The organism is Candidatus Eisenbacteria bacterium, assembly GCA_018831195.1.
Lineage (GTDB): Bacteria > Eisenbacteria > RBG-16-71-46 > CAIMUX01 > JAHJDP01 > JAHJDP01.
Window position 1 is genome coordinate 23,997 of the sequence record JAHJDP010000085.1, and the last position, 23,220, is coordinate 47,216.

Annotated in this window: 18 protein-coding genes; 3 read left to right on the forward strand and 15 right to left on the reverse strand. The window is 56.8% G+C overall.

The window, feature by feature from the left end; all coding sequences use genetic code 11:
- Positions 1-20: 20 nt before the first annotated feature.
- Complete coding sequence (locus KJ970_14565; GenBank protein MBU2692141.1) at positions 21-1,187, reverse strand: hypothetical protein; 1,167 nt, start codon at positions 1,185-1,187, stop codon at positions 21-23.
- 220 nt (positions 1,188-1,407) lie between these two features.
- On the opposite strand from KJ970_14565, the gene KJ970_14570 reads away from it, so the two are divergent.
- Together KJ970_14570 and KJ970_14575 are read left to right on the forward strand one after the other, a co-directional pair.
- On the forward strand, positions 1,408-1,989 hold the full coding sequence (locus tag KJ970_14570; GenBank protein ID MBU2692142.1) for a TlpA family protein disulfide reductase: 582 nt from the start codon (positions 1,408-1,410) through the stop codon (positions 1,987-1,989).
- Between the two features lie 32 nt (positions 1,990-2,021).
- Positions 2,022-3,518, forward strand: coding sequence for a hypothetical protein (locus tag KJ970_14575; protein MBU2692143.1), 1,497 nt, complete (start codon positions 2,022-2,024; stop codon positions 3,516-3,518).
- Between the two features lie 102 nt (positions 3,519-3,620).
- Here KJ970_14575 and KJ970_14580 read toward each other — a convergent pair whose 3' ends face one another.
- The 5 genes from KJ970_14580 to KJ970_14600 form a co-directional block, all read right to left on the reverse strand.
- Positions 3,621-5,924 carry a S8 family serine peptidase gene (locus tag KJ970_14580; protein ID MBU2692144.1) on the reverse strand — a complete coding sequence of 768 codons (2,304 nt, stop codon included), beginning with the start codon at positions 5,922-5,924 and terminating at the stop codon, positions 3,621-3,623.
- Positions 5,925-6,046: 122 nt separating this feature from the next.
- Positions 6,047-6,811, reverse strand: a complete 765-nt coding sequence (locus KJ970_14585) for a JAB domain-containing protein (GenBank protein MBU2692145.1) — start codon at positions 6,809-6,811, stop codon at positions 6,047-6,049.
- Between the two features lie 106 nt (positions 6,812-6,917).
- Entirely contained in the window at positions 6,918-8,594 is a 1,677-nt protein-coding gene (gene ettA / locus KJ970_14590; protein MBU2692146.1) for an energy-dependent translational throttle protein EttA, read from the reverse strand.
- Positions 8,595-8,684: 90 nt separating this feature from the next.
- Positions 8,685-9,101, reverse strand: a complete 417-nt coding sequence (locus KJ970_14595) for a T9SS type A sorting domain-containing protein (protein MBU2692147.1) — start codon at positions 9,099-9,101, stop codon at positions 8,685-8,687.
- Positions 9,102-9,104: 3 nt separating this feature from the next.
- On the reverse strand, positions 9,105-9,677 hold the full coding sequence (locus tag KJ970_14600) for a S8 family serine peptidase (protein MBU2692148.1): 573 nt from the start codon (positions 9,675-9,677) through the stop codon (positions 9,105-9,107).
- Here KJ970_14600 and KJ970_14605 point away from each other — a divergent pair.
- Positions 9,600-9,863, forward strand: a complete 264-nt coding sequence (locus KJ970_14605) for a hypothetical protein (GenBank protein ID MBU2692149.1) — start codon at positions 9,600-9,602, stop codon at positions 9,861-9,863. The two genes, KJ970_14600 and KJ970_14605, sit on opposite strands and share 78 nt — an antisense overlap.
- 380 nt (positions 9,864-10,243) lie before the next feature.
- Here the strand turns inward: KJ970_14605 and ftsY are convergent, their stop codons facing one another.
- The 9 genes from ftsY to KJ970_14650 all read right to left on the reverse strand — a co-directional run bounded on the left by ftsY (position 10,244) and on the right by KJ970_14650 (position 23,180).
- Entirely contained in the window at positions 10,244-11,191 is a 948-nt protein-coding gene (gene ftsY, locus KJ970_14610; protein MBU2692150.1) for a signal recognition particle-docking protein FtsY, read from the reverse strand.
- Positions 11,192-11,200: 9 nt separating this feature from the next.
- Positions 11,201-11,758: a transcriptional regulator NrdR gene (gene nrdR, locus KJ970_14615; protein ID MBU2692151.1), complete on the reverse strand. Its 558-nt coding sequence runs from the start codon at positions 11,756-11,758 to the stop codon at positions 11,201-11,203.
- Between the two features lie 29 nt (positions 11,759-11,787).
- Entirely contained in the window at positions 11,788-12,633 is an 846-nt protein-coding gene (gene nadC, locus KJ970_14620) for a carboxylating nicotinate-nucleotide diphosphorylase (protein MBU2692152.1), read from the reverse strand.
- Complete coding sequence (uvrB, locus tag KJ970_14625) at positions 12,633-14,699, reverse strand: excinuclease ABC subunit UvrB (GenBank protein ID MBU2692153.1); 2,067 nt, start codon at positions 14,697-14,699, stop codon at positions 12,633-12,635. Before uvrB ends, nadC begins: the two co-directional genes overlap by 1 nt.
- Positions 14,700-14,784: 85 nt before the next feature.
- Positions 14,785-16,173 (reverse strand): hypothetical protein, encoded by a 1,389-nt coding sequence (locus KJ970_14630; protein MBU2692154.1) that lies wholly within the window; start codon positions 16,171-16,173, stop codon positions 14,785-14,787.
- 37 nt (positions 16,174-16,210) lie between these two features.
- On the reverse strand, positions 16,211-18,835 hold the full coding sequence (locus KJ970_14635; protein ID MBU2692155.1) for a valine--tRNA ligase: 2,625 nt from the start codon (positions 18,833-18,835) through the stop codon (positions 16,211-16,213).
- 68 nt (positions 18,836-18,903) lie between these two features.
- Complete coding sequence (locus KJ970_14640) at positions 18,904-19,965, reverse strand: Gfo/Idh/MocA family oxidoreductase (GenBank protein ID MBU2692156.1); 1,062 nt, start codon at positions 19,963-19,965, stop codon at positions 18,904-18,906.
- Positions 19,965-21,488 carry an exopolysaccharide biosynthesis polyprenyl glycosylphosphotransferase gene (locus tag KJ970_14645; protein MBU2692157.1) on the reverse strand — a complete coding sequence of 508 codons (1,524 nt, stop codon included), beginning with the start codon at positions 21,486-21,488 and terminating at the stop codon, positions 19,965-19,967. The genes KJ970_14640 and KJ970_14645 overlap by 1 nt, the downstream gene beginning before the upstream one ends.
- Positions 21,489-21,764: 276 nt before the next feature.
- The gene (locus KJ970_14650; protein ID MBU2692158.1) at positions 21,765-23,180 is read right to left on the reverse strand and encodes a capsule assembly Wzi family protein; all 1,416 of its coding nucleotides are present in this window, start codon (positions 23,178-23,180) and stop codon (positions 21,765-21,767) included.
- Positions 23,181-23,220 lie beyond the last annotated feature (40 nt).

Consider the following 23,220-nt stretch of genomic DNA (forward strand, 5'->3'; position numbering starts at 1 on the left):
CCGGTCTGATGGGCGCGGCGTCACTCCGACTCCCGCGGGGGCATCCGGCAGATATGATCGACCACTTGATCGATGAGTTCCAGACCCTCGTCCCCGAGTAGATGGGCGCCCCACCGCGCGGCATTGATATAGATCAGGTCATGGACCATCAGCGGGTCGCCCTTGGTCCCGCACGCCTCAGCGATCGGGCGGAAGAGAGGATCCACATCCGCCACTCGTCCCCACACCCGGCGGATCGAGGCGCGCGCCGCATCGGCCTCACCCTTGAGGAGCGCCTCCCGGATCGGCTCTCTATCGGAGGGTTCAAGGCTTTGAAGATTCTCCCCTGTTTTGGGAGGGGTCTCCGGAGCCGGATCGGCCGGCTCCTTATCCTCCTCCCAGCCGGGGAAACGATCAGCCAGCGATCGGCGCAGGATGGGCAGGAGCCGGGCCCGGTTGAGTTGAGCAAAGCGTTGCGCTTGGAAGGCGTGGGTCACGAAGATGAGATTATGATGTAGCAGACCGGGATCTTTCAGAGCCCGGCGAAGAAATATTTTCCAAGGCAATTCTCTCTCATCCCCGGCCGGCCGCCCGGGGAATGGAAGATCCCGGCTCGTGAGATAGAGAATAAGGCCGTAGAGGAACTCATGGATCGCCTCGCCTTTCAGGTCGACGATCCCTTTGACCGTGCTATGGGTGAAGATGAGCGTGTGCCCTAATCGTGTCACATGATGGGCGGCGAGGAAATTGAGGTTTTCGAGCAGGATGTCATGGGATCGGATCGCCCCGAGCAAACGCGCGGCGGCCGAGAAAGAGGCCTCGGTATTCCCCTCGGCGAGAGCGTCATAAAATTCATGGACAGCGACGACATCGGGCCGGCCGGCCTCATCCAGGTCAAAAGCGTTAAGGCGAACCTCTCGATAATCGAGGCGGAAGAGGGTTTCCAGCGCCCCTCTGAAAAGAAGCTCCGGCGCCTCCCCCGCATAGGTCGGCGCCAAATCCCGGACGGCATCGGCATAGATCACACCATGCGGTGTTGGGAAGCGGGTATCCTGGTGGCGAATCCCGGCAAGCTTCATCCCCTGAAGGATCCGGTTCACCCCCTCGGCCGAGCCCGAATCCTCTTCCACTTGGCTGAGAGCGGCGGCCTTGTCCTTTTTGAGGATCGCATCCCGCATCGAACAGGACGTAAACCTGATTCCGCTCATCTTGAATCGTCTCCTTTTGAGCTCTCCCTCTCTGAAGCGGCTCCCCTCGGGATGGGTTGAGATCGGAGCCGCACTCTCATAAACACTTCAGCCTAGAGCCTCTATGAACCCCCGGTCAACCGGCGGGCGAGAGGGGATGGGGTCGAGTTGACAGAGCCGGGGCGGATCGGGGACACTGAAGGCTGTATGCTGAACCTCAATGAGTTAAGGAGACCACCTCATGGCATCTTTAAGCAGGAAGCCGATATCTATCGGATTTGTTATTTTATGGGGGATCCTCTTTTCACTCCCCTCCATCCTATCAGCGGACACTCCCCAGACAACGGCCGCCGATTTCAAACTGAAGTCGGTGGAGGGTGAGACCTATGTCCTAAAAGAGCTCCTTGCGAAGGGGCCGGTGCTGGTCAACTTCTGGACCGTCTGGTGCAAACCCTGCCAGAAAGAGCTTCCCGAGATGGACAAGCTCTATCAAAAATACAAGGATCAGGGTTATACATTTATCGCGATTGCCGAGGACGACCAACGCACACAATCCAAGGTCCGCCCCACGGTTCGGCAGAGAAAATATACATTCCCCGTTCTGATCGATCCAGATCAAAGTGTGGGAAATCTCTATGCTGTGCGCAGCTATCCAACCAGTTACCTCATCTCATCTGCTGGAACGATCGTTTTTACATCGTCTGGATTTCGCAAAGGGGATGAACTGAAAATCGAAAAGCTCATCATTGAACAATTGAGGCTCTCCAAGGAAGCGACATCAGGAGCCGCATCGGAAGCGGATCCCAAAGATGGAAAATCGTAAACGATAACCAATCTGGAAGGAGAACGCTCCAGATGAGATACGGCGCCCATCGGACGGTTCGATACCTCTTTCTTTTCTTGCTCCTACACATTCCCGCCATAGTAGAAGCCCAGGAGACGACGATCCAAGCCCATCAGGAACTCGAGATTTGGAACGACAGCGATCTGGATGAAATGGTGGCGGATGAACGTTTCGATTTTCGACTTGGCTATGGGAATTTCGCGCTGAGCACCACCTTTCTCATCCATCAACCGTCGGATGCCGATCGCCTCGATCCCAATCTTTACGGCGACCCCTTCGAGGGTCTTCGCAAGCGAATGCTCGAGGCCCGCGTCGGATCCGCCGTAGCGCAAATCGGCCACGTCTACAGCACGCTGGCGCGCGGTGTCGGCCTGCAGATCATCGAGAATCAGCCGGTTGATTTCGACAATGCCGTGGATGGATTCCGCGCCCGCTGGGATGAGGAAAGATATCAGATTGAGTTGCTCGCGGGCGGCAACGCCTTCGATGAAAAGGAAATCTATGTTAAAGCGGCCTCCTTCGGCACGGCAGCGTTGAGCGACCTGCACCTCTCCTACCACGCTGTTCAGGTCGATTCAACCGATGATCCGGCGGGGCGCCCGCGGGGACGGGATCGGATTCACGGCGGCGATTTCGAGTGGAGTTCGATGTGGGGAGATCTTTTCGCCGCTTATCTCGTCAGGGATTACATTCACCCCGATGAAAATCAGAGGGAGTATCCGCAGGGTCACGCCGGGTACGGAGTTTGTAATATTTTTTGGGGTCCCCTCTCGCTATCCTTCGAGGGGGCGGATTTCCTGCGTTACAAGTGGGCCTACTCACAGGGCACACCGATCCCCATCCGCCAGCACGCCACCACCCTGCTGACCCGCGGATCCCATGTCGCCAACTTCCGTCTTGAAGATGAGCGGGGATACCAGGCCGAGGCCCTGCTCGGTCTTTTGGACGGCGTACTGGCCGTCACACTGAACCATTCCGCCTCGGAGACGCACGATGAAGAGCTGCCCTTCTTCGAGTCGTACGGGGATCTTCAGTGGCATCCCAATCCCGATCTGACAATCACATTAAGAGCCAGTGAGAGCGAAGAGACCATCCAAGCGGCGAATCACGAGACTTTCTTTGAGCGGCTCACCTACGGCGGAAACATCTACCAACCGGTCACCGACACCTGGAGCGTGGAGATTGATTTCGAGACGCAAGGTGTTCAAGAACAGAATCTCTCGGTTTCATCTTATACATTCCCGATTGAGACACGGGACAACCTGGCCACCTTCAATCTTTATCACGCCCCCAATTTAGCTTTTGCCGTCACGCACGAATGGACCAATGATGCTCGCGAAAAGAAAGACGAATGGACTTTTGCCGAGATGAATTTTCAATTCATGGAGCGCCATCAATTGAGTCTCGGCTTCGGATCGTTCCGGGGCGGCCAGCTTTGTTCCGGTGGGATCTGCCGTCCGCTGGCGCCTTTCACCGGCCTCCGCCTCAACTGGCAGACGGTCTTTTAGAGATTCCGCTTTTGCCATCCGAGCAGCCAATGCGTGAACAGCATTAAAAAACCGCCCACCGGCATTGATCCGGCGGACGGTTTTTTGTTCAATCTCTATATCCTAATTCAGGCGAACCATGGATCGCGTGACCGTCTGATCCGCAACCTGAATCCTGTAGAAATAGACGCCGCTGGAAACGCGCCGCCCGGAAGCATCTTCGCCATCCCACAGAATGTTCTTCGAACCCGCCGGCATAGGACCCGACGCCAATGTCCGCACGAGACGGCCGGCCGCATCGTAGACATAAAGGCCGACATTCTCTTCATCCTTAGCGAGGGAGAATCGAATGGTGGTCGAGGGCTGGAATGGATTAGGCTGGTTCCGCGCATTCAGAATACGGCCGGTGCGGTGGAAGAGCTCATCCCCCGCCGATGCGATATTCTGCCCCGCGAATCTTTGGTTGGTCACAATACTGAATTTCTGCGGGCCTTCCGGTACATCGCCGCCCACAACATGCAGGGTCCAAAGACCATCTTCGGGATTAGAAACTTCAATCTGCTCCACATTATTGCGATGGTCCTCGCCCCTTGTCGCCGCCGATGAAGGCGAGCTGGGATTCAAAATATAGGGGAAATGCTGTCCGCCCTGCGGGTCTTCAAACCAGATATCAAGATCATTCACCAGCACCACGGAAGCGAAGGTCTCTCCCGGGACATCACTCCAAACGATGGATGCGCGCAGCAGCGATTCTCCGGCCGGCACCTGGAAGACATAGGTGAACTCATCGCCATGGTCCATCGCGCTTTGGATATAGCCTCGATTCCGGAGTTGATCGATGATCTGCGTCGTGCGGACCTCACCGAAACCGAACTCGTAATCAGGTCCGGTATTGCCGTAATCCTGAGCCGTATTGATTGCCAGCGCTTTGAGTGTGGCCGGGAAGATGTTGGGCATGCCTGTCGGCGAATGTCTCAACTCCTCCAGCACGAGGGCCATGATCCCGGCCATGGCCGGCGTCGCCATCGAGGTTCCGCACTTGACGGAATAGCCGCCGCCCGGCGCTGTAGAGGTAATCCCGCCATCGCCGCCGGTTTGGCAACCCGGTGCGCAGATATCGGGCCGGATCCGGCCGTCATCAACCGGTCCCCAAGAGGAGAAGTAGGTCATCGAGTGATCATTCGAATTGGTCGCCCCGACGACAATCGCATTCTTAGAGGCTCCCGGCGCGCCGACGGTATTGTAGGTCGTCCCGCACGTGCCGTAGGCCCGCTCGTTTCCGGCGGCCCAGAGGGAGAGGAAGGGAATCCCCGCGGTCCAATCACCGTATGCAATCGCATCGAGAAGCTGGGCCGTCAGCTCGTAATCGCCTTCCCAAGAGCAGGGATAACCGTTGATGGCGATATTGCTGCCGAGCGAGTTCGTGGCGAGTTGCGCTCCATAGTTGAGCAGACCTTCCGCATAGTTGAACTCAATATCCTGCGGGCTATTGTACAAGCAGTTTGGATTGCAGGATTCGTACGTATAGGTGATAACCTTCGCGTTCGGCGCCATCCCCTTGTAGTTCGAGTTGTTGGTTCCGTTCCCGGCGACGGTGCCGCCGACATGCGTGGCGTGGCTGGCCGGTGAACCGCCCTCGCCGACGATGCACCGATTCGGGGAAAAATCGGGATGTGATGAATCAACCGGGCCGGCGTCATAAACGAGAACGTTGGAACCGGTTCCATCAAGATTATAGGGAGGCTGATGGGCGTCATTCACTTGAACCGCCTCGCGGATCCCGTCATTCAGCTCACCCAACGGCGGCGGAAGGAGAGAAACCCACTTCACGGCATCTTCCATCGCCAGAGCTTCCACCTGATCGGGATTGAGGGCGATAACCTGTGTATTCAGAGCCTCGATTCTGTCGCTGGCGAGATGCGGATACGCCTGTAGAACCGCCCCGGCCGCTGTCTCAGTGACATCTTTGTGGAAGGTCACGGTGTAGATGACCGCGCCCTCTTCATATTCCGCCCATGGGGCCTCTTCGTTCAACAAAATGTGGGAACTCACCTTATCTTCCAACCGGAGCGCTCCCAGCCAGCGAACACCGAGACGCCGCAAATCGGAAGCTGTCAGCGTGGGTGAAACCTTGGCGATCCAGGCGTTTCGGGGCACATAGTCGAGGAGCTGAACCCCCTCCTGCGCCATCGATTCACGCCAGGCTTTATTCCCAAGCTCTTCAACCTGGACCCACATGTGAAGACCCGTTGGATCCGCGCTTCCCGCAAGCTCGGCCAGCCCCTCGCTATAATCCCCAGCGACAGGTGTGAAGGGGCTCCCGCTGTGGAGGACCTCATAGCGATTCGAATCCATTGATTCAGCGATGGTGGGGAATAGAAAAAATCCCAAAATGAAGAATAACGACACCCCTGACAAACAACGCACGGCGAACCTCCTTATTGCGACGCGACACAGCTTCAAATGCGCCCTGCAGGAACAGGGCTCTGTAACCCTATTATTTTAAACGATTTCAGTGCCGCCGTCAATGGACCTATCACCATGCGTCACTAGCTCTTATCAGGATCGATCACCCCCTCCTCCCGAAATGAGAAAAATTGTTCTCCCGCCATGATGACATGATCCAGCACACGGATCCCCACCAGACGGCCGGCCTGCACCAATCGATCGGTTGTGTGAATGTCATCCCGGCTGGGATGGGGGTCTCCCGACGGATGGTTATGTATAAGGATGATCGCCGCAGTCGCCTCCCGGATTGCGCTGCGAAAGACCTCCCGCGGGTGAACGATGGAGGCATCGAGACTCCCGATCGAGATGACCTCCAGCTTGCGCGGGACATGCCGCGTATTGAGATGAAGGACGAGAAAATGTTCCCGGTCGCTCAGGGAATAAGCTCTGGCCCAGTCGTAGACCTGGCGGGGAGCTTCCAGCGGTTTCTGATGAGAGATGAGGCCGATCGGCGGGGGATGAAGACGGTGGGCCAATTCGAGGGCCGCCAAGAGGCGGGCTTTGCGCACCGGACCTAGACCCTCGAGACCGGGCTTCAGTGACGCCGGCGCCCCATCTCTGGCGAGAAGACCTCGGGTCACCAGGTCCCTCGCCAAGCGCATCGTCTTTCCGGTGGCCCGCTCCGGTCCGAGGAGAACGGATAGGATCTCGACATCATCCAATTCCCCGACCCGTCCCTCGAGCGCCCAGCGGCGCAGGATCTCGGGAGAACGGCCCGCCGATCCGAGGGGAAGGAAGGGCTGGCTGGGCGACATCCGGCCTGATCGGCCGTCTTCTTTTTGGGGGTGGACCTCCCTGTCCTTCATGGCGCCTCCCTGCTGCTGCGGGCTATTTGTCAAAGTGATGTCGGAACCCGAACAAACCGGGATCCGTCATTCATAAGCAGCAGGAGGCGTGCCGTAACGTGCTGTCTCAGTGAACCAGTTTCTTGTACCTGATGCGATGCGGCTGATCGGCCTCGGCGCCGAGCCGTTTCCGCCGATCTTCCTCATAAGCTTGAAAGTTTCCCTCGAACCAGAAGGTGCGGCTCTCCCCCTCAAAGGCGAGGATATGCGTCGCGATCCGATCGAGGAACCAGCGGTCGTGGCTGATCACAACAGCGCATCCGGCAAAATCGAGCAGGGCTTGTTCCAGAGCGCGCAGCGTATCGACATCGAGATCGTTGGAGGGCTCATCGAGCAGCAATAGGTTTCCGCCGGATTTTAACAATTTCGCCAAGTGAACCCGATTGCGCTCCCCACCCGAGAGACCGGCGATCTTCTTCTGCTGATCGCCCCCTTTGAAAGCAAAGGATCCAACATACCGGCGCGAGTTGATCTCACGCTTGCCGACCATGATCGACTCTTCACCCCCGGTGATCTCTTGCCAAATCGTATTCTCTGGATTCAACGCATCGCGGTTTTGATCAACATACGAGATCTCGACCGTTTCACCGATCTGCAATTCCCCGGCATCGGCGGTCTCCTCCCCCACAATCATGCGGAAGAGGGTTGTTTTACCCGCGCCGTTCGGGCCGACGACACCGACGATCCCGCCGCGGGGGAGGCTGAACTCCATCCCCTCAAAGAGAAGGCGGTCTCCGAAACCCTTCATCACATTCTTCGCCTGAACGACCAAATTGCCGAGCCGGGCGCCCGGCGGGATGACGATTTGCGCCACCTCCTCACGCTCTTCCATATTCTGTGTGAGGAGCTCTTCATAGGCCGCGAGGCGCGCCTTACCCTTTGCCTGGCGCGCCCGGGGGCTCATGCGCACCCATTCGAGCTCGCGGGCCAAGGTCCGCTGGCGTTTTTGATCCACCTTTACTTCTTGCCGCAGCCGCTCTTCCTTTTGTTCAAGCCAGGAGGAGTAGTTCCCTTCCCATGGGATGCCGTGGCCGCGATCCAATTCCAAAATCCATCCGGCCACATTGTCAAGGAAGTAGCGGTCGTGGGTTACGGCAACGATCGTGCCGGGAAAATCCTTCAAGTGACGTTCGAGCCACGCGACCGAGTCGGCGTCGAGATGATTCGTCGGCTCATCCAACAGGAGGAGATCGGGCTGCTGCAGGAGGGTGCGGCACAGGGCCACCCGGCGCCGCTCGCCGCCCGATAGCGTGGAAACATCGGCATCTCCGGGCGGGCACCGCAACGCGTCCATGGCGATCTCGATGCGCCGGTCGAGGTTCCATCCGTCGGCGTTTTCAATCTGCTCCTGCACTTCGCCCTGTTGGGCAAGGAGGGTTTCCATTTCATCCGGCTCCATCGGCTCGGAAAAACGCGCACTGATCTCCTCGAACTTCAACAGCAGGTCGCGGATCTCCGCGAGCCCCTCTTCGATGTTGCCTTTGACATCCTTCTCAGGATCGAGCTGGGGTTCCTGTTCTACAAAACCGATACGGATCCCCTTGGCCGGCGCGGCTTCTCCCAAATGCTCCGTATCGATCCCGGCCATGATTCGGAGAAGGCTTGTTTTCCCCGCGCCATTGGCGCCCAAGACGCCGATTTTTGCGCCGGGATAAAACGAGAGCCAGATATCCCGCAGCACAACCTTGTCGGGCGGATGCACCTTGCCGACGCCCTGCATGGTGAAGATGAATTGATGGGCCATCGCTGACTCCTTTTGCGGCTCCGGTGGAAATGGGTGGACCAAAGGGTATTGTAAGGGCCGCGGGCGGGCCGGACCAGTGAAACCAAAGGGTCAATGAAAAATCACGAGCTTCTGTTGCGCTTTGACTCGCTTTCCGATATGCAGCCGGCAGAAATAGACCCCTTGTCCTAATCCCTGGTCGCCAAGGGGAAAGATATGATGCCCCTTGGCCTGGAAAGAATGCAAGAGGGTTCGTATTCTCCGGCCGCCGGTATCATATATTCCCAAATCGACGATCCCCGCATCGCCTAGATCATACGAAATCGTCCATCCGGCCCGGGTGGGATTGGGAAAGAGGTGAAGCGCACGCGCTCTTCCGAGATCGGATCCATTCAAGGTCCCACTAACATCGATTTCGGCATTGGAAGCATTCACAATGCCGTATCCGCGGATATAGAGGGGATCATAAGTATGGTTCTCAATGTAGTCGCCCGCCGTCATGAACAAGCGATCCCGCAACTCCCCCACCGTCTATTCAGGATGGGATTGAACAATACAGGCATCGGCCGGAGCCGCCAGGTGGGAGGTTGTCGGAAGGTCGTCATGACCGCTGTTCCCCGCGCCCTGACAACAGTGGACTCCATTGGCCGTGGCGATATTAAAAGCCTGCGCCATAATCGATGTCTCGCCATCCATTTCATTCTGCCCATACCAACCGGCGATAAGGGAGGATGTGGCGACATCGCCGCCCTGGGCCTCGATAAATTCCAGGCCGGCGGCGAACCAATCTTCTTCAAGGGGAAATTCCGATCCGGCATCCTCGACCTTGGCGAGAATAAATGAAGCATCGTAGGCCCCGCCGATCAATTCACCCTCTCGATAGGCTCCGATGGTTCCCAGGATCAGAGTGCCATGAGAATGCTGATCGGGTGGATCGCCCGTTTCAATGCCGGTATGGGGATCGTTATCGACAAAATCCCGCTCGGCGATCACCGACAAGGTGTGCGCCGGATCATTAAACGCTGCATGGCTGCGCTGAAAGCCTGTATCGAGTATGCCGATGACAACGCCATCCCCGGTGGAACCTCTTTCGTGCAGGGCCATAAGATGGATCTGTTCGAGTTGATCCGCCGAGGTGCCGTAAAACTCATCGCGGGGAGAAGCTGCAGGCAGTCCATCACCCGATTCAGCACGGAATGGAAAGAGGTCGCATTTGCCGCGCCCGACCGGCTCGATGGATTTAACGCAGTGCGTCGAAGCTGCCGCCGGGTGACCGCGCGGGGATTGTAATTCCGAGCCACCTCGTCGATCGCCATCTCATAAACCTGTGTATTGGGGATGCCCTTATCCTTGAAAAAAACCCAAGCTTTTTGAGGGGGTTCAGTTATGAGCGCCGATTCCAATCCCGCCCGATGCCGTTGAGCCGCGGCGCCGGAGCATGATGTGCAAAGAAGGATCGCAAGGAGAAATAAAGGAAAGGACGCCCTCATACGGCGCTCCTCGGGATTCTGTGGGATTCCAGGCCATCAGAGAACTGATAAAGGGAGTATATCACAGTCCCTTGCTGAGCTCCTCAAGATCGGATCTTCGGCGTAGGGAACTATCAATGTACAATAATTGGTGAGCTTCACCCACCAAGGCGGGATTGATGCCCACCATAATAATAATTTCTACGGGATGGCGGCGCCCGTCGGTTTGAGAAGAGCCTCTACAAAGGCTTCCGGTTCAAATGGTTCGAGATCATTAATGCCTTCACCGATACCGATCCACTGTACAGGCGTTCCAAGTTTGCGCCGGATCGGCAATATAGAACCGCCCCGCGCCGATCCGTCCAGCTTCGTTAAAACCAAACCGGTGACGCCCACCGCATCGCGGAATGATTGCGCCTGGCTAAGACCGTTTTGACCGACAACGGCGTCCAAGACAAGGAGGACTTCGTGCGGGGCGCCCGGATGGGCCTTATCCAAAACACGGTGAATTTTCTGCAGTTCACCCATGAGATTGGCGTTCGTCTGCAACCGACCGGCGGTGTCGACAAAGACAACGGTGGCATGGCGTGAACGCGCCGCCTGGATGCCGTCGAAGGCGACCGAGCCGGGATCGGCGCCCGATTGACTCTTGACGATCTCCACACCGGCCCGCTGACCCCAGACCTCTAATTGCTCGCTGGCCGCGGCCCGGAAGGTATCGGATGCCACGATCAGCGGCCGGTGCCCTTCCGCTTGATATCTTAGAGCGAGTTTCCCGATCGTGGTGGTTTTCCCGACCCCGTTCACACCGATAACAGAAATAACATGCAGGGACTCAGGATTGGGTTTGGGAATGCAGCTATCACCATTCGAAGGTCCGCCGAGGAGTTCGATAATCACCCGCCCCAAAAGAGCGGTCAGTTGTTCCCCATCTTGCACCCGTTCCTGCCGGGCCCGTTCCCGGACTGTTTGAACCAATTCTTCCGACAATTGCGGCCCCACATCGGAAACGATCAATAGCTCTTCAAGCTCCTCGTAAAAGCTGTCATCCAGTTTCGGCCGCCGCTTGATCAAATCTTCGATGCCGTTGGCAAGGCGGTTCCGGGTCTTCTCCATCCCGCCCGCCATCCTCTTCCAGAGGCTCTTCATCAACATCTCCTACTCACCGGCGCGATCGGTTTCAATCTCTGCTCCTTCTTCAGATTCCCGGGAGACCGCCTTCTCCCCATCTCCATCCCCATTTCCAGCGCCGTCCCCGGCCTTCTTTTCAGGCAGCAACGACCGGATCGTATCAACGAATTGTTGAACATCCCGGAATTGTCTATACACGGAAGCGAACCGGATATAGGCAACCTGATCCAATTGCGCCAATTCCGCCATGACGGATTCGCCGATCCGCCGGCTCTCCAACTCCATGATGCCGTCGCGGGCGAATTCGTTCTCGATCCGTTCGACCAACTCCTCCATCGCCTGGGTGCTGACCGGTCTTTTGTGCAAAGCCTGCCGAACCCCTTTGACGAGTTTGTCTCTTTGAAACGGTTCCCGCCTCCCGTCCCTCTTGATAACCTGGAGCGCCGCCGATTCCACATATTCATATGTTGTAAAACGGCGGTGGCAGAGGTCGCACTCCCGGCGCCGGCGCACGGCGCCGCCTTCGCGGATCGACCGCGAGTCGATGACCTTATCTTCAGAATGACCGCAATGTGGACATTTCATCTTGTTCTACCGAGTTGTTCGCGTCAGATCTATAACTGATCGACGTCCAGACCCAAATCCAAAACAGAAGCTGAGTGGGTCAGGGCCCCCACCGATACGGCATCGGCCCCTGTCTCAGCATAAGGCCTAATCGTCTCGAGCGTTACCCCCCCCGAAATCTCTAGAAAGGGTCGCGGCGACTTCCTGCTGAGGAGCGCCACAATCTCCCGAATTTCATCCGGGCTCATATTATCCAGCAAAAGATGCTCGACTTCCAGCGCGGCGGCTTGATTCGCCTCTTCCAAATTGGAAACCTCCAGGATAAGGCGTTCGCCCGGTTTGGCCTCACGGGTCCGCCGGACCGCCGCATCAATCCCGCCGGCTGCCGCTAAGTGATTATCTTTAATGAGGATGGCGCTGTCCAGTCTCTCACGGTGATTCGTCCCTCCGCCGTGAACCACCGCCTGCTTTTGGAGCCGCCTGAATCCCGGCAATGTCTTGCGGGTGTCCAAGATACGGATTTTTCCCTCAACCGCCTCCACATAGCGGGCCGTCAGGGTCGCCACACCGGAGAGATGGCAAAGAAAATTCAGAGCCACCCGCTCGGCCGTCATGATGGAGGCCAGCCGCCCGGAGACGGTCAAGACCTCGTCGCCGGCCTGAACCCTCTCCCCATCGGCTTTCTCAAGGCCCACGATCAGACCGGGATCCCAGGTAAGAAAGACCTGCCGGGCGACCTCGAGACCGGATAAGATCCCCGATGCATGGGCACGGATATGGCCTGCTCCGGTGCGGTCGGGCGGGACACAAGCCTCGGTGGTGATATCCCCCCGGCCGACATCCTCCTCCAGAGCCCGTTTAATAAAGGCCGACAGATCATCTTGGTGCAACGGCATCACCTTTTCCTCCGTCGATTGAAGCGCTTCCGAGCTTGCGGCGACCCCACATCAGAAAGGGTCGCCTGAAGATCGAGAAGCCGGTCCCGCAGGCTGGCCGCCTTTTCGAATTCCAGAGCGTCAGCCGCGGCCTTCATCTCTTCGAGCAGCAACTGGATCATCTGCGCTTTATCCGATTCCTTCGGCGGCGTGCCCTGAATCGCCCACGCCAAGAGCCCGCTCGCAGGCGCTGGTTTCTCTTTCTGCGTTCCGGTCCGCGCATCCGCCACCGATGTGGAGAGCATGATCTCCTCCATCGTCTTTTGAATGGTCTGCGGTGTGATGCCGTGTTTTCTATTGTATTCGATCTGCAGTTTGCGGCGCCGTGTCGTTTCATGGATGGCCCGGGCCATCGAGTCGGTCATCTTGTCGGCATAAAGGATTACGGCGCCCCGCTCATTCCGCGCCGCCCGGCCGGCTGTTTGTATAAGGCTTCGCTCCGAGCGGAGAAATCCCTCCTTGTCGGCGTCGAGAATCGCCACGAGGGAGACTTCCGGCAGATCCAATCCCTCCCGAAGAAGATTTATCCCCACAAGGACATCGAACTCACCGAGACGCAGGCCCCGCAGGATCTCCATCCTGTCCAAAGACGCGACATCGGAGTGGATATAGCGGACCCGGATATTCATTTCCGAGAGATAATCGGCCAGCTCTTCAGCCATCCTTTTTGTTAAAGTTGTGATCAGCACGCGTTCGCCGCGTTCCGTGCGCTGTTGCACCTGTTCCAGCAGATGGTCCATCTGCCCCTCGATCGGATGCAGATGAATCTCCGGATCAATCAAGCCGGTGGGACGGATGACCTGCTCGACCACGACACCTTCACATTTTTCCATTTCAAATGCGGCGGGAGTCGCAGAGATATAGATAACCGTCTTGATGAATGATTCGATTTCATCGAATTTCAAGGGCCTGTTATCCAATGCCGATGGAAGGCGAAAACCATGCTGGACTAATGTCTCCTTGCGGGACCGGTCCCCCGCATACATCCCGCCCAGCTGCGGAATCGTCACATGACTCTCATCAATAATGGTGATAAAATCTTCCGGAAAATAATCCAGAAGGCATGTCGGCCGTTCGCCGGCGCGGCGGCCCGAGAGATGACGGGAGTAGTTTTCTATCCCGGTGCAATAACCGACTTCTCTTAACATCTCAAGGTCGTACCGCGTCCGGCCGCGGAGCCGCTGCGCTTCCAGGTTCTTCCCCTCGCCATCCAGTTCCTTGACGCGGATCTTCAATTCCTCCTCAATCGCACGCAAACCGTGCTCCATCTGCTCGGGCGGCGCCAGGAAGTGCGTCGCGGGAAAGACAGCGAGCGCCGGAATCTCAGCGCCCGCTTCTCCGGTCAGGGGATCGAATTTCTGGATCCTTTCGACTTCATCTCCAGAGAGATAGACACGATAGGCCGTCTCATCATGGGCCGGGAAGATCTCGACCAGATCCCCCCGTACACGAAAGACACCTCGGCGCAATTCGAGATCATTTCGTTCATAGCGGATTTCAACCAGCTTCCCGATAATCTCCTCACGGGGGATCATCTCGCCGACACAGAGCCGCAGCATGCGGCGGCGGAATTGCGCGGGATCCCCCAATCCATAGATGCAGGAGACGGAGGCGACAATGATGACATCCCGGCGGGTGAGTAGAAGGCCGGAGGCCTGAAGCCGCAATCGGTCGATATCATCATTGATCTTTGCGTCTTTTTCGATATAGGTGTCGGTCTGCGGTACGTAGGCCTCGGGCTGATAATAATCGTAATAGGAAACAAAATAGCCGACGCCGTTTTCCGGGAATAGGCCTCTAAATTCACCGTAGAGCTGGGCGGCCAGCGTCTTGTTATGCGAAATAACCAGAGTGGGACGGTTCAGATTGGCGATCATGTGGGCAATGGTGAAAGTCTTGCCCGATCCAGTCACACCCAGCAGGGTCTGGTGCTGGCGCCCGGCGAGAACTTGCTCCGTCAATTCACGGATGGCCTGGGGCTGATCGCCCCGGGGTTCATTTCTGGATATCAATCGGAAGTTAGACACGTCCTATCACCCGGTTCGAAATCCGCATCTCTCGGCCGAAGAAAAAGGCATGCCTGGAAAAGCATGATGGAGCTGTTGCGGAATGCTAATGAACCATCCGGCTCGTAAACATTAATTTGACTTCCCCGCCCGCCGGCACCGGAATCCTGAACTCCACCCCCTGCGCCTCGATCTGCTTGTACGCATGAGAGGATTGCAAAATCGTCCATTCACCCGACAGACGCTCCTCGACGATGATTTCCACGTCGCCCTTCTCTTTGCGGTTCCGGAGACTCACCTCGACATCCTCTTCCCAGACCCGGTCGGAAAGGCGCCGGCGGTCCAGTACCTTTCGTTCGGCCACGAGATCGAAGGCATCCCCAAGAAAGAGCCGAACCTCCTCCCCGCGGGGCGTATGGGATATCCGGTCTTCGCCGACAAACTGCAGCCGCCCGGCCCGGTCGGCCTTATAGACCCTGGCGATCCCGGCTGGAAGCGGCCGGCCAAGGCCTTTCTCTTCGCTATTGACGAGAGAAAGTACAACGCGAACCTTCTCACCCTTCCATACGGCGTATTCATATTCCTTCTTCACCGAGACCGCGGCCGGCGGAAAGAGGGCGATCTGTTTTGACTCCCGATCAGAGAGAGTAGTGGCCCGGTCTAATGTATAAAGATGATATTCGAAAAAGGCCTCCTCCTCAAACCCTCCGTCGGCCTTTGCCATAAGTTCCATGGGACGCCGGCCCCCAAAGCTCTGCGGCCCACCCTCTATCACACGGTGGACATCACCGGCGACGAGTTGAAGATCCGCCTCAGGATAGGAGGCGCCGCTTTCATTTGTAATGTTCACCCATGCGGTCAGCAGAACCTCTGATTCATCATCATTTGTCACCGCGACATACTTGGCATTCCAGGAGAGACCGGTGGTCAAATAGGAAAGGCGGGTCCGCCGGTTGCCGCCGGCGCCCGTGTTCAGCGACCAAATCAGGGTCGGACGCGTGTTCAATCCCTCAGGAAGCTGTGGAAATCGAATCTCGGCGATCCGCGCCTTGCGAAGCATCAGCACCCCCCCCGTCGCGGGCACGAGAAGAATCTGATCCCCCCTTTGGCTTTTTAGAATTCCTTCGTAGATCTCCCCATCCTCATCCCGGATACGGATATCATGATCGAGATAGCGATCAAGGACCGATTCAGCGCTGACCAGATCGTAGGCATAGTTCTGTTCCAGCACTTGCAGATCCCGCCCATCCACCGCCTCGAGATGCACCGATGTCGGATCGATTCTCTCCGGTACATCGGCGAAATGCACATAGCTTGTGCCCGCGTCTATATCGAGAACCCGTTCGTCTCTCACAAGGCCGAGATCTTGATTGTAGACGGTGATGGAAATTTTCCGCTCATCCGAAGCCCGGCCGGAGCCGGCGGCGGCCAGAAGGATGAGGTTCACCAATCCGGCAAGTATAACGTACCGATAATGGGGGTATCGAGAAAGCATCCCGCCCTCCTTCCCGCGGTTTGGACTCCTGCGGTTTTTAATCTTCCAGAGCCGAAAGGGCGCGATCCAATTTCGAGCGTGTCTCGCGCAGGCTCTCCAGTCGCTCCCTTGCCGCTTCGACGACGTCAGGGCGCGCCTTGCCGAGGAAATCTTGATTCGCCAGTTTCTTCACACTGCTTTCCAGCGCCTTGGCAACGCGATCAAGCTCCTTCTGAAGCCTCTTCCGCTCGATCTCCAGATCGATGACACCTTCGAGGTGAACGAAAACCTCCATGCCCCGAACGACGGCGGATGCTGAATGGGAAGGCTTTATCGCGTTGGCATCAAGATGGAGTTCATCGATCCGGGCAAGCCCTTTCAATATCGGTTCCTGCTCGCGGAGAGTCTTCATCCAATCGGAATCGACGCGGATTGTAACATTCGCGACACGCGCGGGCGGGACGTTCATTTCGCTCCGAAGGGTCCGGATGGCGACGACGACATCCCGCAGACCGGCCATTTCCTGAATGGCTGCTTCATCAATATCCGATCGGTTGACTTCGGGCCAGGGCGAGACTATCAGAAGATCCCGATCCCCCGGCAGATAGGACCAGAGTTCCTCCGTCACAAAAGGCATCAGAGGATGGAGAACCTGAAGACTCGTCGAAATCCCCTGAATCGCCGTCGCAATCGCGGCTTCCGGTTCGATCTTGTCCCGAAGCCTGATTTTTAAGATCTCGAGATACCAATCGCAGTACTCGTGCCAAACAAATTCATAGATGGTCCGGGAAAGATCGTTAAAGCGGTAAGCCTCCAGAGCCTCCCGGCTTTCAGCGATACACCGCGACAGACTGGACCGCAGCCAGCGATCGGTAAGATGACGAGACGGTGTTTCAGGAAGTTCCGTACACGCCGGATCCAGGTTTTGGAGTACGAGGCGGGTCGCGTTCCAGACCTTATTGGCAAAATTGCGGCCGACCTCGACCTTCTTTTCCCCAAAGAGAATATCATTACCTTGAGGCGTCAGCATGAGCATCGTGAACCGCAGGGCGTCGGCGCCGAGGCGGTCGATGAGATCGATTGGATCGGGGGAATTTCCGAGGCTCTTTGACATTTTCCGGCCTTCTTCATCCCGAACCAAACCGGTGAGATAGACGTCCTTAAAGGGGCACCGGCCCTCCACCTCCGCCGAAGCCATAACCATCCGCGCGACCCAGAAAAAGATAATGTCGGGACCTGTCACCAGAACCGAGGATGGGAAGAAACGTTCGAGGTCCTCCGTTCGCTCGGGCCATCCCAGCGTTGAGAACGGCCACAGCCAAGAACTGAACCAGGTATCCAGAACATCCTCATCCTGCCGCCACTTATGGGATCCGCAATCGGCGCACGGCTGATTCTCTCCGCCGGATAGAATGCTGTGCCCGTTTTCACAATACCAGATCGGTATACGATGCCCCCACCAGAGCTGCCGGCTGATACACCAATCCCGGATATTCTCCAGCCAGTGCATATAAACCTTGCCCCAGCGCTCCGGAACAAAACGCAGACTGCCGGATGTATAAGCGTCCAGCGCCATCTCGGCGAGGGGTTTCATTTTGACGAACCACTGTTCGGAAAGCAGGGGTTCAATCACCGTGCCGCACCGGTAGCAATTCCCCACAGAGTGAGGCAGGGGCTCGACCTTCTCGAGCAGGCCGTCGTTCTTAAGGCGTTTAACAATCCCGCGCCGGCACTCTTCCCGGCTTTGTCCGGCAAAAGGCCCGGCCAATTCCGTCATGAGGCCGTCGGTTCCTATGGGTGACAGCTTCTCCAGATTGTGGCGCTCTCCAATTTGGTAGTCGACGGGATCACACCCCGGTGTGACTTTCAGGGCGCCCGTTCCAAATTCACGGTCGACGATCGTATCGGCGATAAGCGGGATTTCGCGCCCCAGAATAGGAAGGAGCAGCGTCGCACCGATAAGATCCTTATAACGATCATCCTGAGGATGCACGGCGATCGCCGTATCGCCGAGGATTGTCTCCGGGCGCGTCGTGGCCACGGTGACAGAGCGGTTTGTTCCCTTGAAGGGATACCGGACATAATAGAGCTTTCCGGCTTCTTCCTGATACTCAACCTCCTCATCAGAGACGGCGGTTCGGCATCCACTGCACCAATTGATCAAATACTGCCCGCGATAAACAAGTTTTTTATTGTATAATCTTCGGAATATTTCCTCGACCGCTTTGGATAATCCATCGTCTAATGTAAAACGTTCACGCGACCAATCGCAGGAAGCGCCCAAACGACGGAGCTGCTGAGTGATCCGGCCGCCGTGCGCTTCCTTCCACTTCCAGGCTTCCTTGAGAAACTCCTCCCGCCCGATTTTCTTGATATCGATTCCCTGCTTGTCCAGATGCCTTTTAACGACGCTCTGCGTCGCGATACCAGCGTGATCGGTCCCGGGAAGCCATAGCGTCGGCGCTCCCTCCATCCTTTTCCATCGAATCAAAACATCCTGAATCGTGTTGTTGAGCACATGACCGACGGTGAGGGCTCCCGTTACATTGGGAGGCGGCATCATGATGACATACGGCTTGGCATTATCGTTCCCAGCCGGGCGGAACGCCCCTTGCTCTTCCCAAAGCTTGTACCACTTTTCTTCAAAGGCCTGAGGATCATAAACTTTTGGGATATCTTTCATCTGAACCTCTTTTAACCCCTTGAAACCAGGGGATCAAGATGTGGCGCTTATGAGACGAGTTGGCGGGCCTAGACGCGGATTTTCAATAATTTCAAAACTTCGACATGTCCGCTGTTGGATAGCGATCGCTCGGCCGCCTCCAAAATTTGAACCACCCGGAGACCGCTTTCTCCATCGGTCTGAGGGGTCCGGCCGGTTATGATCGAGGTGAGGAACTCGTTCATCTCGGCCTGCAAGGGCTCGAATGTCTCCAATTTCGGGCTGACGATATCTCCCGTCCGATAACTGAGTTGATACTCACCAAAGGTATCGGGATCCCTGTAATCGACCCCCTTGTCGAAGAGCTTCACCTGCTCGATATTCTCCGTATCATCATAGACGAGCATCTTGGCGCTGCCGACGATTGTCGTCCGGCGAAGCTTCGAAGGAGCAAGCCAGCTGACCTGAACATGGGCAATCGCGCCGCTGTCGAACTTCAAATGAATAAATGCGACATCTGGAATGCCTTTTTGTACAAAATCTTTGCCGGTCGCCAGGACCTCTGTTGGAACTTCATCCAGCCAGTAGAGCAGCATCGAAAGATCGTGAGGCGCCAAATCCCAAACCACACTGACATCCTTCTGGTGCAAACCGAGATTCACCCTTGTGCTGCTGATGTAGTAGACATCTCCCAAGCCACCCCCGTCCAAGATTTCTTTAATCTTGATGACCGGAGGGCTGTACCGGAAGGTGTGTCCCACCATGATCGTCAATTTTTTGGCTCTGGCGAGTTCCACGAGTTCAACCGCTTGTTGGGAACTGGCGGTGAAGGGTTTTTCCAAAAAGACATGCTTGCCGGCCTGAAGGGCATGCAGGGCGAGGGGATAATGTGTGATAAGGGGTGTCGCAATGCAAACACCATCTATATCATCATCGGTCAGAATATCCTCAAAATGCGTTGTGGCCTTGATTGAGGGATATCGCAGTAAAAGCCGGGACAACTTTGATTCGTCAAGGTCGCATATGGTCAGGCTGCGTGTGAGTCGGTTCTCCAGAAGATTCCGGACAAGATTCGGTCCCCAATAACCACAACCCACCACCGCAACATGCAATGATGCCTCGGCATCACGCAAACGGTCTTCCAACCCCATTAGAGTCCTCCCTTGCCCCAGAGAACCACAGGGATAGTCCGGAGGAGAAGTTTAATATCCAGCAGGAACGACCAGTTTGCGATGTAGAATAGATCCAAGAGGACCATATCCTCAAAGGTCACCATGTTCCGGCCGGTTACCTGCCAGAGTCCCGTCATTCCCGGTATCACGTCCAACCGCCGCTTCTGCCAATCTTTATACAACTGATACTCGAATGGCAGGCACGGACGCGGCCCGACCAGACTCATCTCCCCCCGGATAACATTGATGAGCTGTGGCAGCTCATCCAGACTCGTCCGGCGCAAAAAACGGCCGATGGCTGTGATTCGGTTCCCATCAACGAATTTATAAACCTGCTGGCCGTTCTCATCGCAACCGGCGGCCCGCCCCTTTGTCATGAACTCAGTGACATAGCTCCGGTGGGATTCGCCATTTTCCTCTGGAATCATACTTCGAAACTTATAAAAGGTAAATGGCCGGCCCCCTTTGCCTAAACGGACCTGCGTATGAAGAATGGGTCCTCTTGACGTCAGTTTGATCGCCAAGGCGATCACGATGAGCAACGGCAGGATAAGGATCGTGCCCGTGAGGGCTGCCACTAAATTCAATACCCTTTTAGAGATCGCGCGATGTCCCCGTAGCGGAGTCGCTCCCACCTCAACAACCGGGATGCCATCAAGACGCTCAAAAGGGCCGGATTCGACAAGGCGCGTGAAAAGATTGGAGACAACCCGCACCCGGATTCCCCTGCGGATGAGGATGTCGGTGAGGCGGATGACATCCTCGCCGGATCCCTGTGGCTGGGCCACGAGAACCTGGTGGGCCCCCTGGTCCCGCGCCAAATCGGCGATCTCATCCGGGGAATCGATGTGCCAGGCCGGATATCCCTTGGGAATATCCCGGGTCGGCGCGGAATCTGCGAATCCCAAAATGCGCACCTTATCACCGGCGTCATCAACGAGACACCGGGCCGCCCGGACGGCGGCACGACCGGCGCCAATGATAAGGATCCTCTCCACTGGACCCCGTTCATCCCCGGCCCATTTCAGGATCACGAGACTCAGGCGGGATCTGAAGACGAGGAAGGTTAGGCCGACGAAGAGTGCTGGAACGAAGACAGCCTTGAGGAGAACCCCATTTGTTGAAAAGTTGGAAGCGAGAATCAGGGTTGTGATCAATCCGCCGACAGCCTGCCCCATGGCCGCTTCAGCCCTTCTGCGGGGCCGCCGCAAGTTTGGCAGACGATACGCCTGTAACAGAGCCCCTGACAGGAGCATGCCGGCTCCAAAGAGGAGGAAAAAGCGGCTCCCACCGGCGAGAATCCCAATCTCACTACCAAAGAGAAAACCGGCGATCGTACCGGAAAGGGTCAGCAACGCCAAGTCGCCGGCGATGAGAAGGAGAGTGGTCGACCAAGAGTAAGAAGGAATCGGACGGGGTTTTGGAACGGGCTGCCCATGCAGGGGCTTAACTTGAGCAGGGATTCTTTTCTGCGCTTCTTTATACGCTGTATCCAAAGCCAAAGTAACGCCTCCTAGGCGACCTCCCGCCTCCATGCTCCCTTGACAAAGGTGATGTGCCGGAACCTCATCATCCCTATAGCAACCAATGGTCCGCTAAGGGGCATACAGCTCGTGAAGTTAGTGATTCGTGAGGTATTAAGCAAGAGGAATTTCCTAAATTCCTTAAGGCTAAGACAGTTACCCGACGAGCTTTCCCCAAATTTTTTAAATCGAGAGGCCCCATTCGGATCTGCGAATGGAATAAGCCTCTGCCGGATTTGTACGATATGGTACACCTTAGTTGGTTCCATTTCCCATTTGGACAGTACCCCCCACGATCAGGGAAAGTCGCAAAGCCGGCTCCGGATACCTCGGCTGTAATGTCGCTGTTGAACCGGTTTTAAGCGTTGCCATCTCACCTTCTGCTTGAAGGCGGAGACCAGGAATGGGAGAGATCCACCATCTAAGGTTGAGACGGAAGACCTCCCAAGACGGTTTATCTTCTACCCCGCCACGCTCCCAAGTTCCCTCAATAGAAAAGCCCTGCATCGCGAGCCATGGGCGGCCAAAACGAACGCGAACCCACCGTCCGTCTCCACCGGGGGGGTGACTCATCACCCATCCTTTATAGCGATATCCACTCTCATAGACGACATGCTCGTACCATCGATTGGCATCATCGACCGTTTCTGCATAGGTACCGGAGATATCCCATCCTCGGATACGTGTTCTTATTCCAATGAGCCGGCCGGTCGCGGTCGGGAAACCGCGGCGAAGGGCATCCTCTCCCCCGTACTCATAGGAAATCTCGAGGTCCTGAAGGCCCCATTGATGGGCATAGATCCGGGCAAAGTGGGGCAGAGGCCAGCGCCACCGGAGGGCATACGATAACTTCTGATCGCTATCGGCCGGTCCTCTCTCGCCCTCCGGCAGATTTTCCCCCCTCGCCAAAAAGAGATTGAGCAGATCGCCGGGTGTCAGCCTCTCCGTTCGACCGGCCCCACCGAAGAGAACGGTCCGCTTCAATTCCAGGCTGAATTGCGGCGCCGGATTCCAGGAGCCCCTCATACCCCAGAGCAAGGGGAAGGGAATGACCCGGTGCTCATCATCGAGATAGGCAAGCAGGAGCTGCCAGCGAAGACCGCCCAGATTCAGAGGCAAACCCCAGTCCCGGCGGCTTCCCAGGGAGAGGGCATCGAAGGGTGCGGCATTGTTTGAAAGCAGAAGGGAGGTCTCAGGAGTCGATGACCAGAAAAACCGCTGGCGCCCAAGAGACCAAGCGAGAGGACCCGTGGCGCCCCATAGACCGCCTTCGAGGACGCGCACACGGTCGGGGTCCGTTCCGTGCGCGCTGGCGCGGATGCGAAGCCGGGTCACAAAGTGGGAGCCGACCGGAATCCGGTAGCCGGTTTCCAGCACGCAGCCACCGCCTTCGCCGACCACCCATCCGTCATAAAGATCACGCCGCAGCCGGCTTCCTTCACGGGGTTTTGTATAATCGAATTCAAGAAAGCCCGGTTCAAGACCCCTCTCTCCGCCGGGAACAGCGGCAAGGCGCGCCAAATGATAAGACCAGGTCCACACCGGTTCGATGTCGGCCAGTTCGAATTCGTCGGCGGCGGAGGGACCGCAGAAAACGGAAAGAATAAACAGCATTCCAAAGATCTTTATAATGATCTCTTGAGTTATCTCTTTGATGTATTTTGCGGGCATCACGGCGTTATTTTAAAGAAGTGAAAGGATCGGAGCAAGC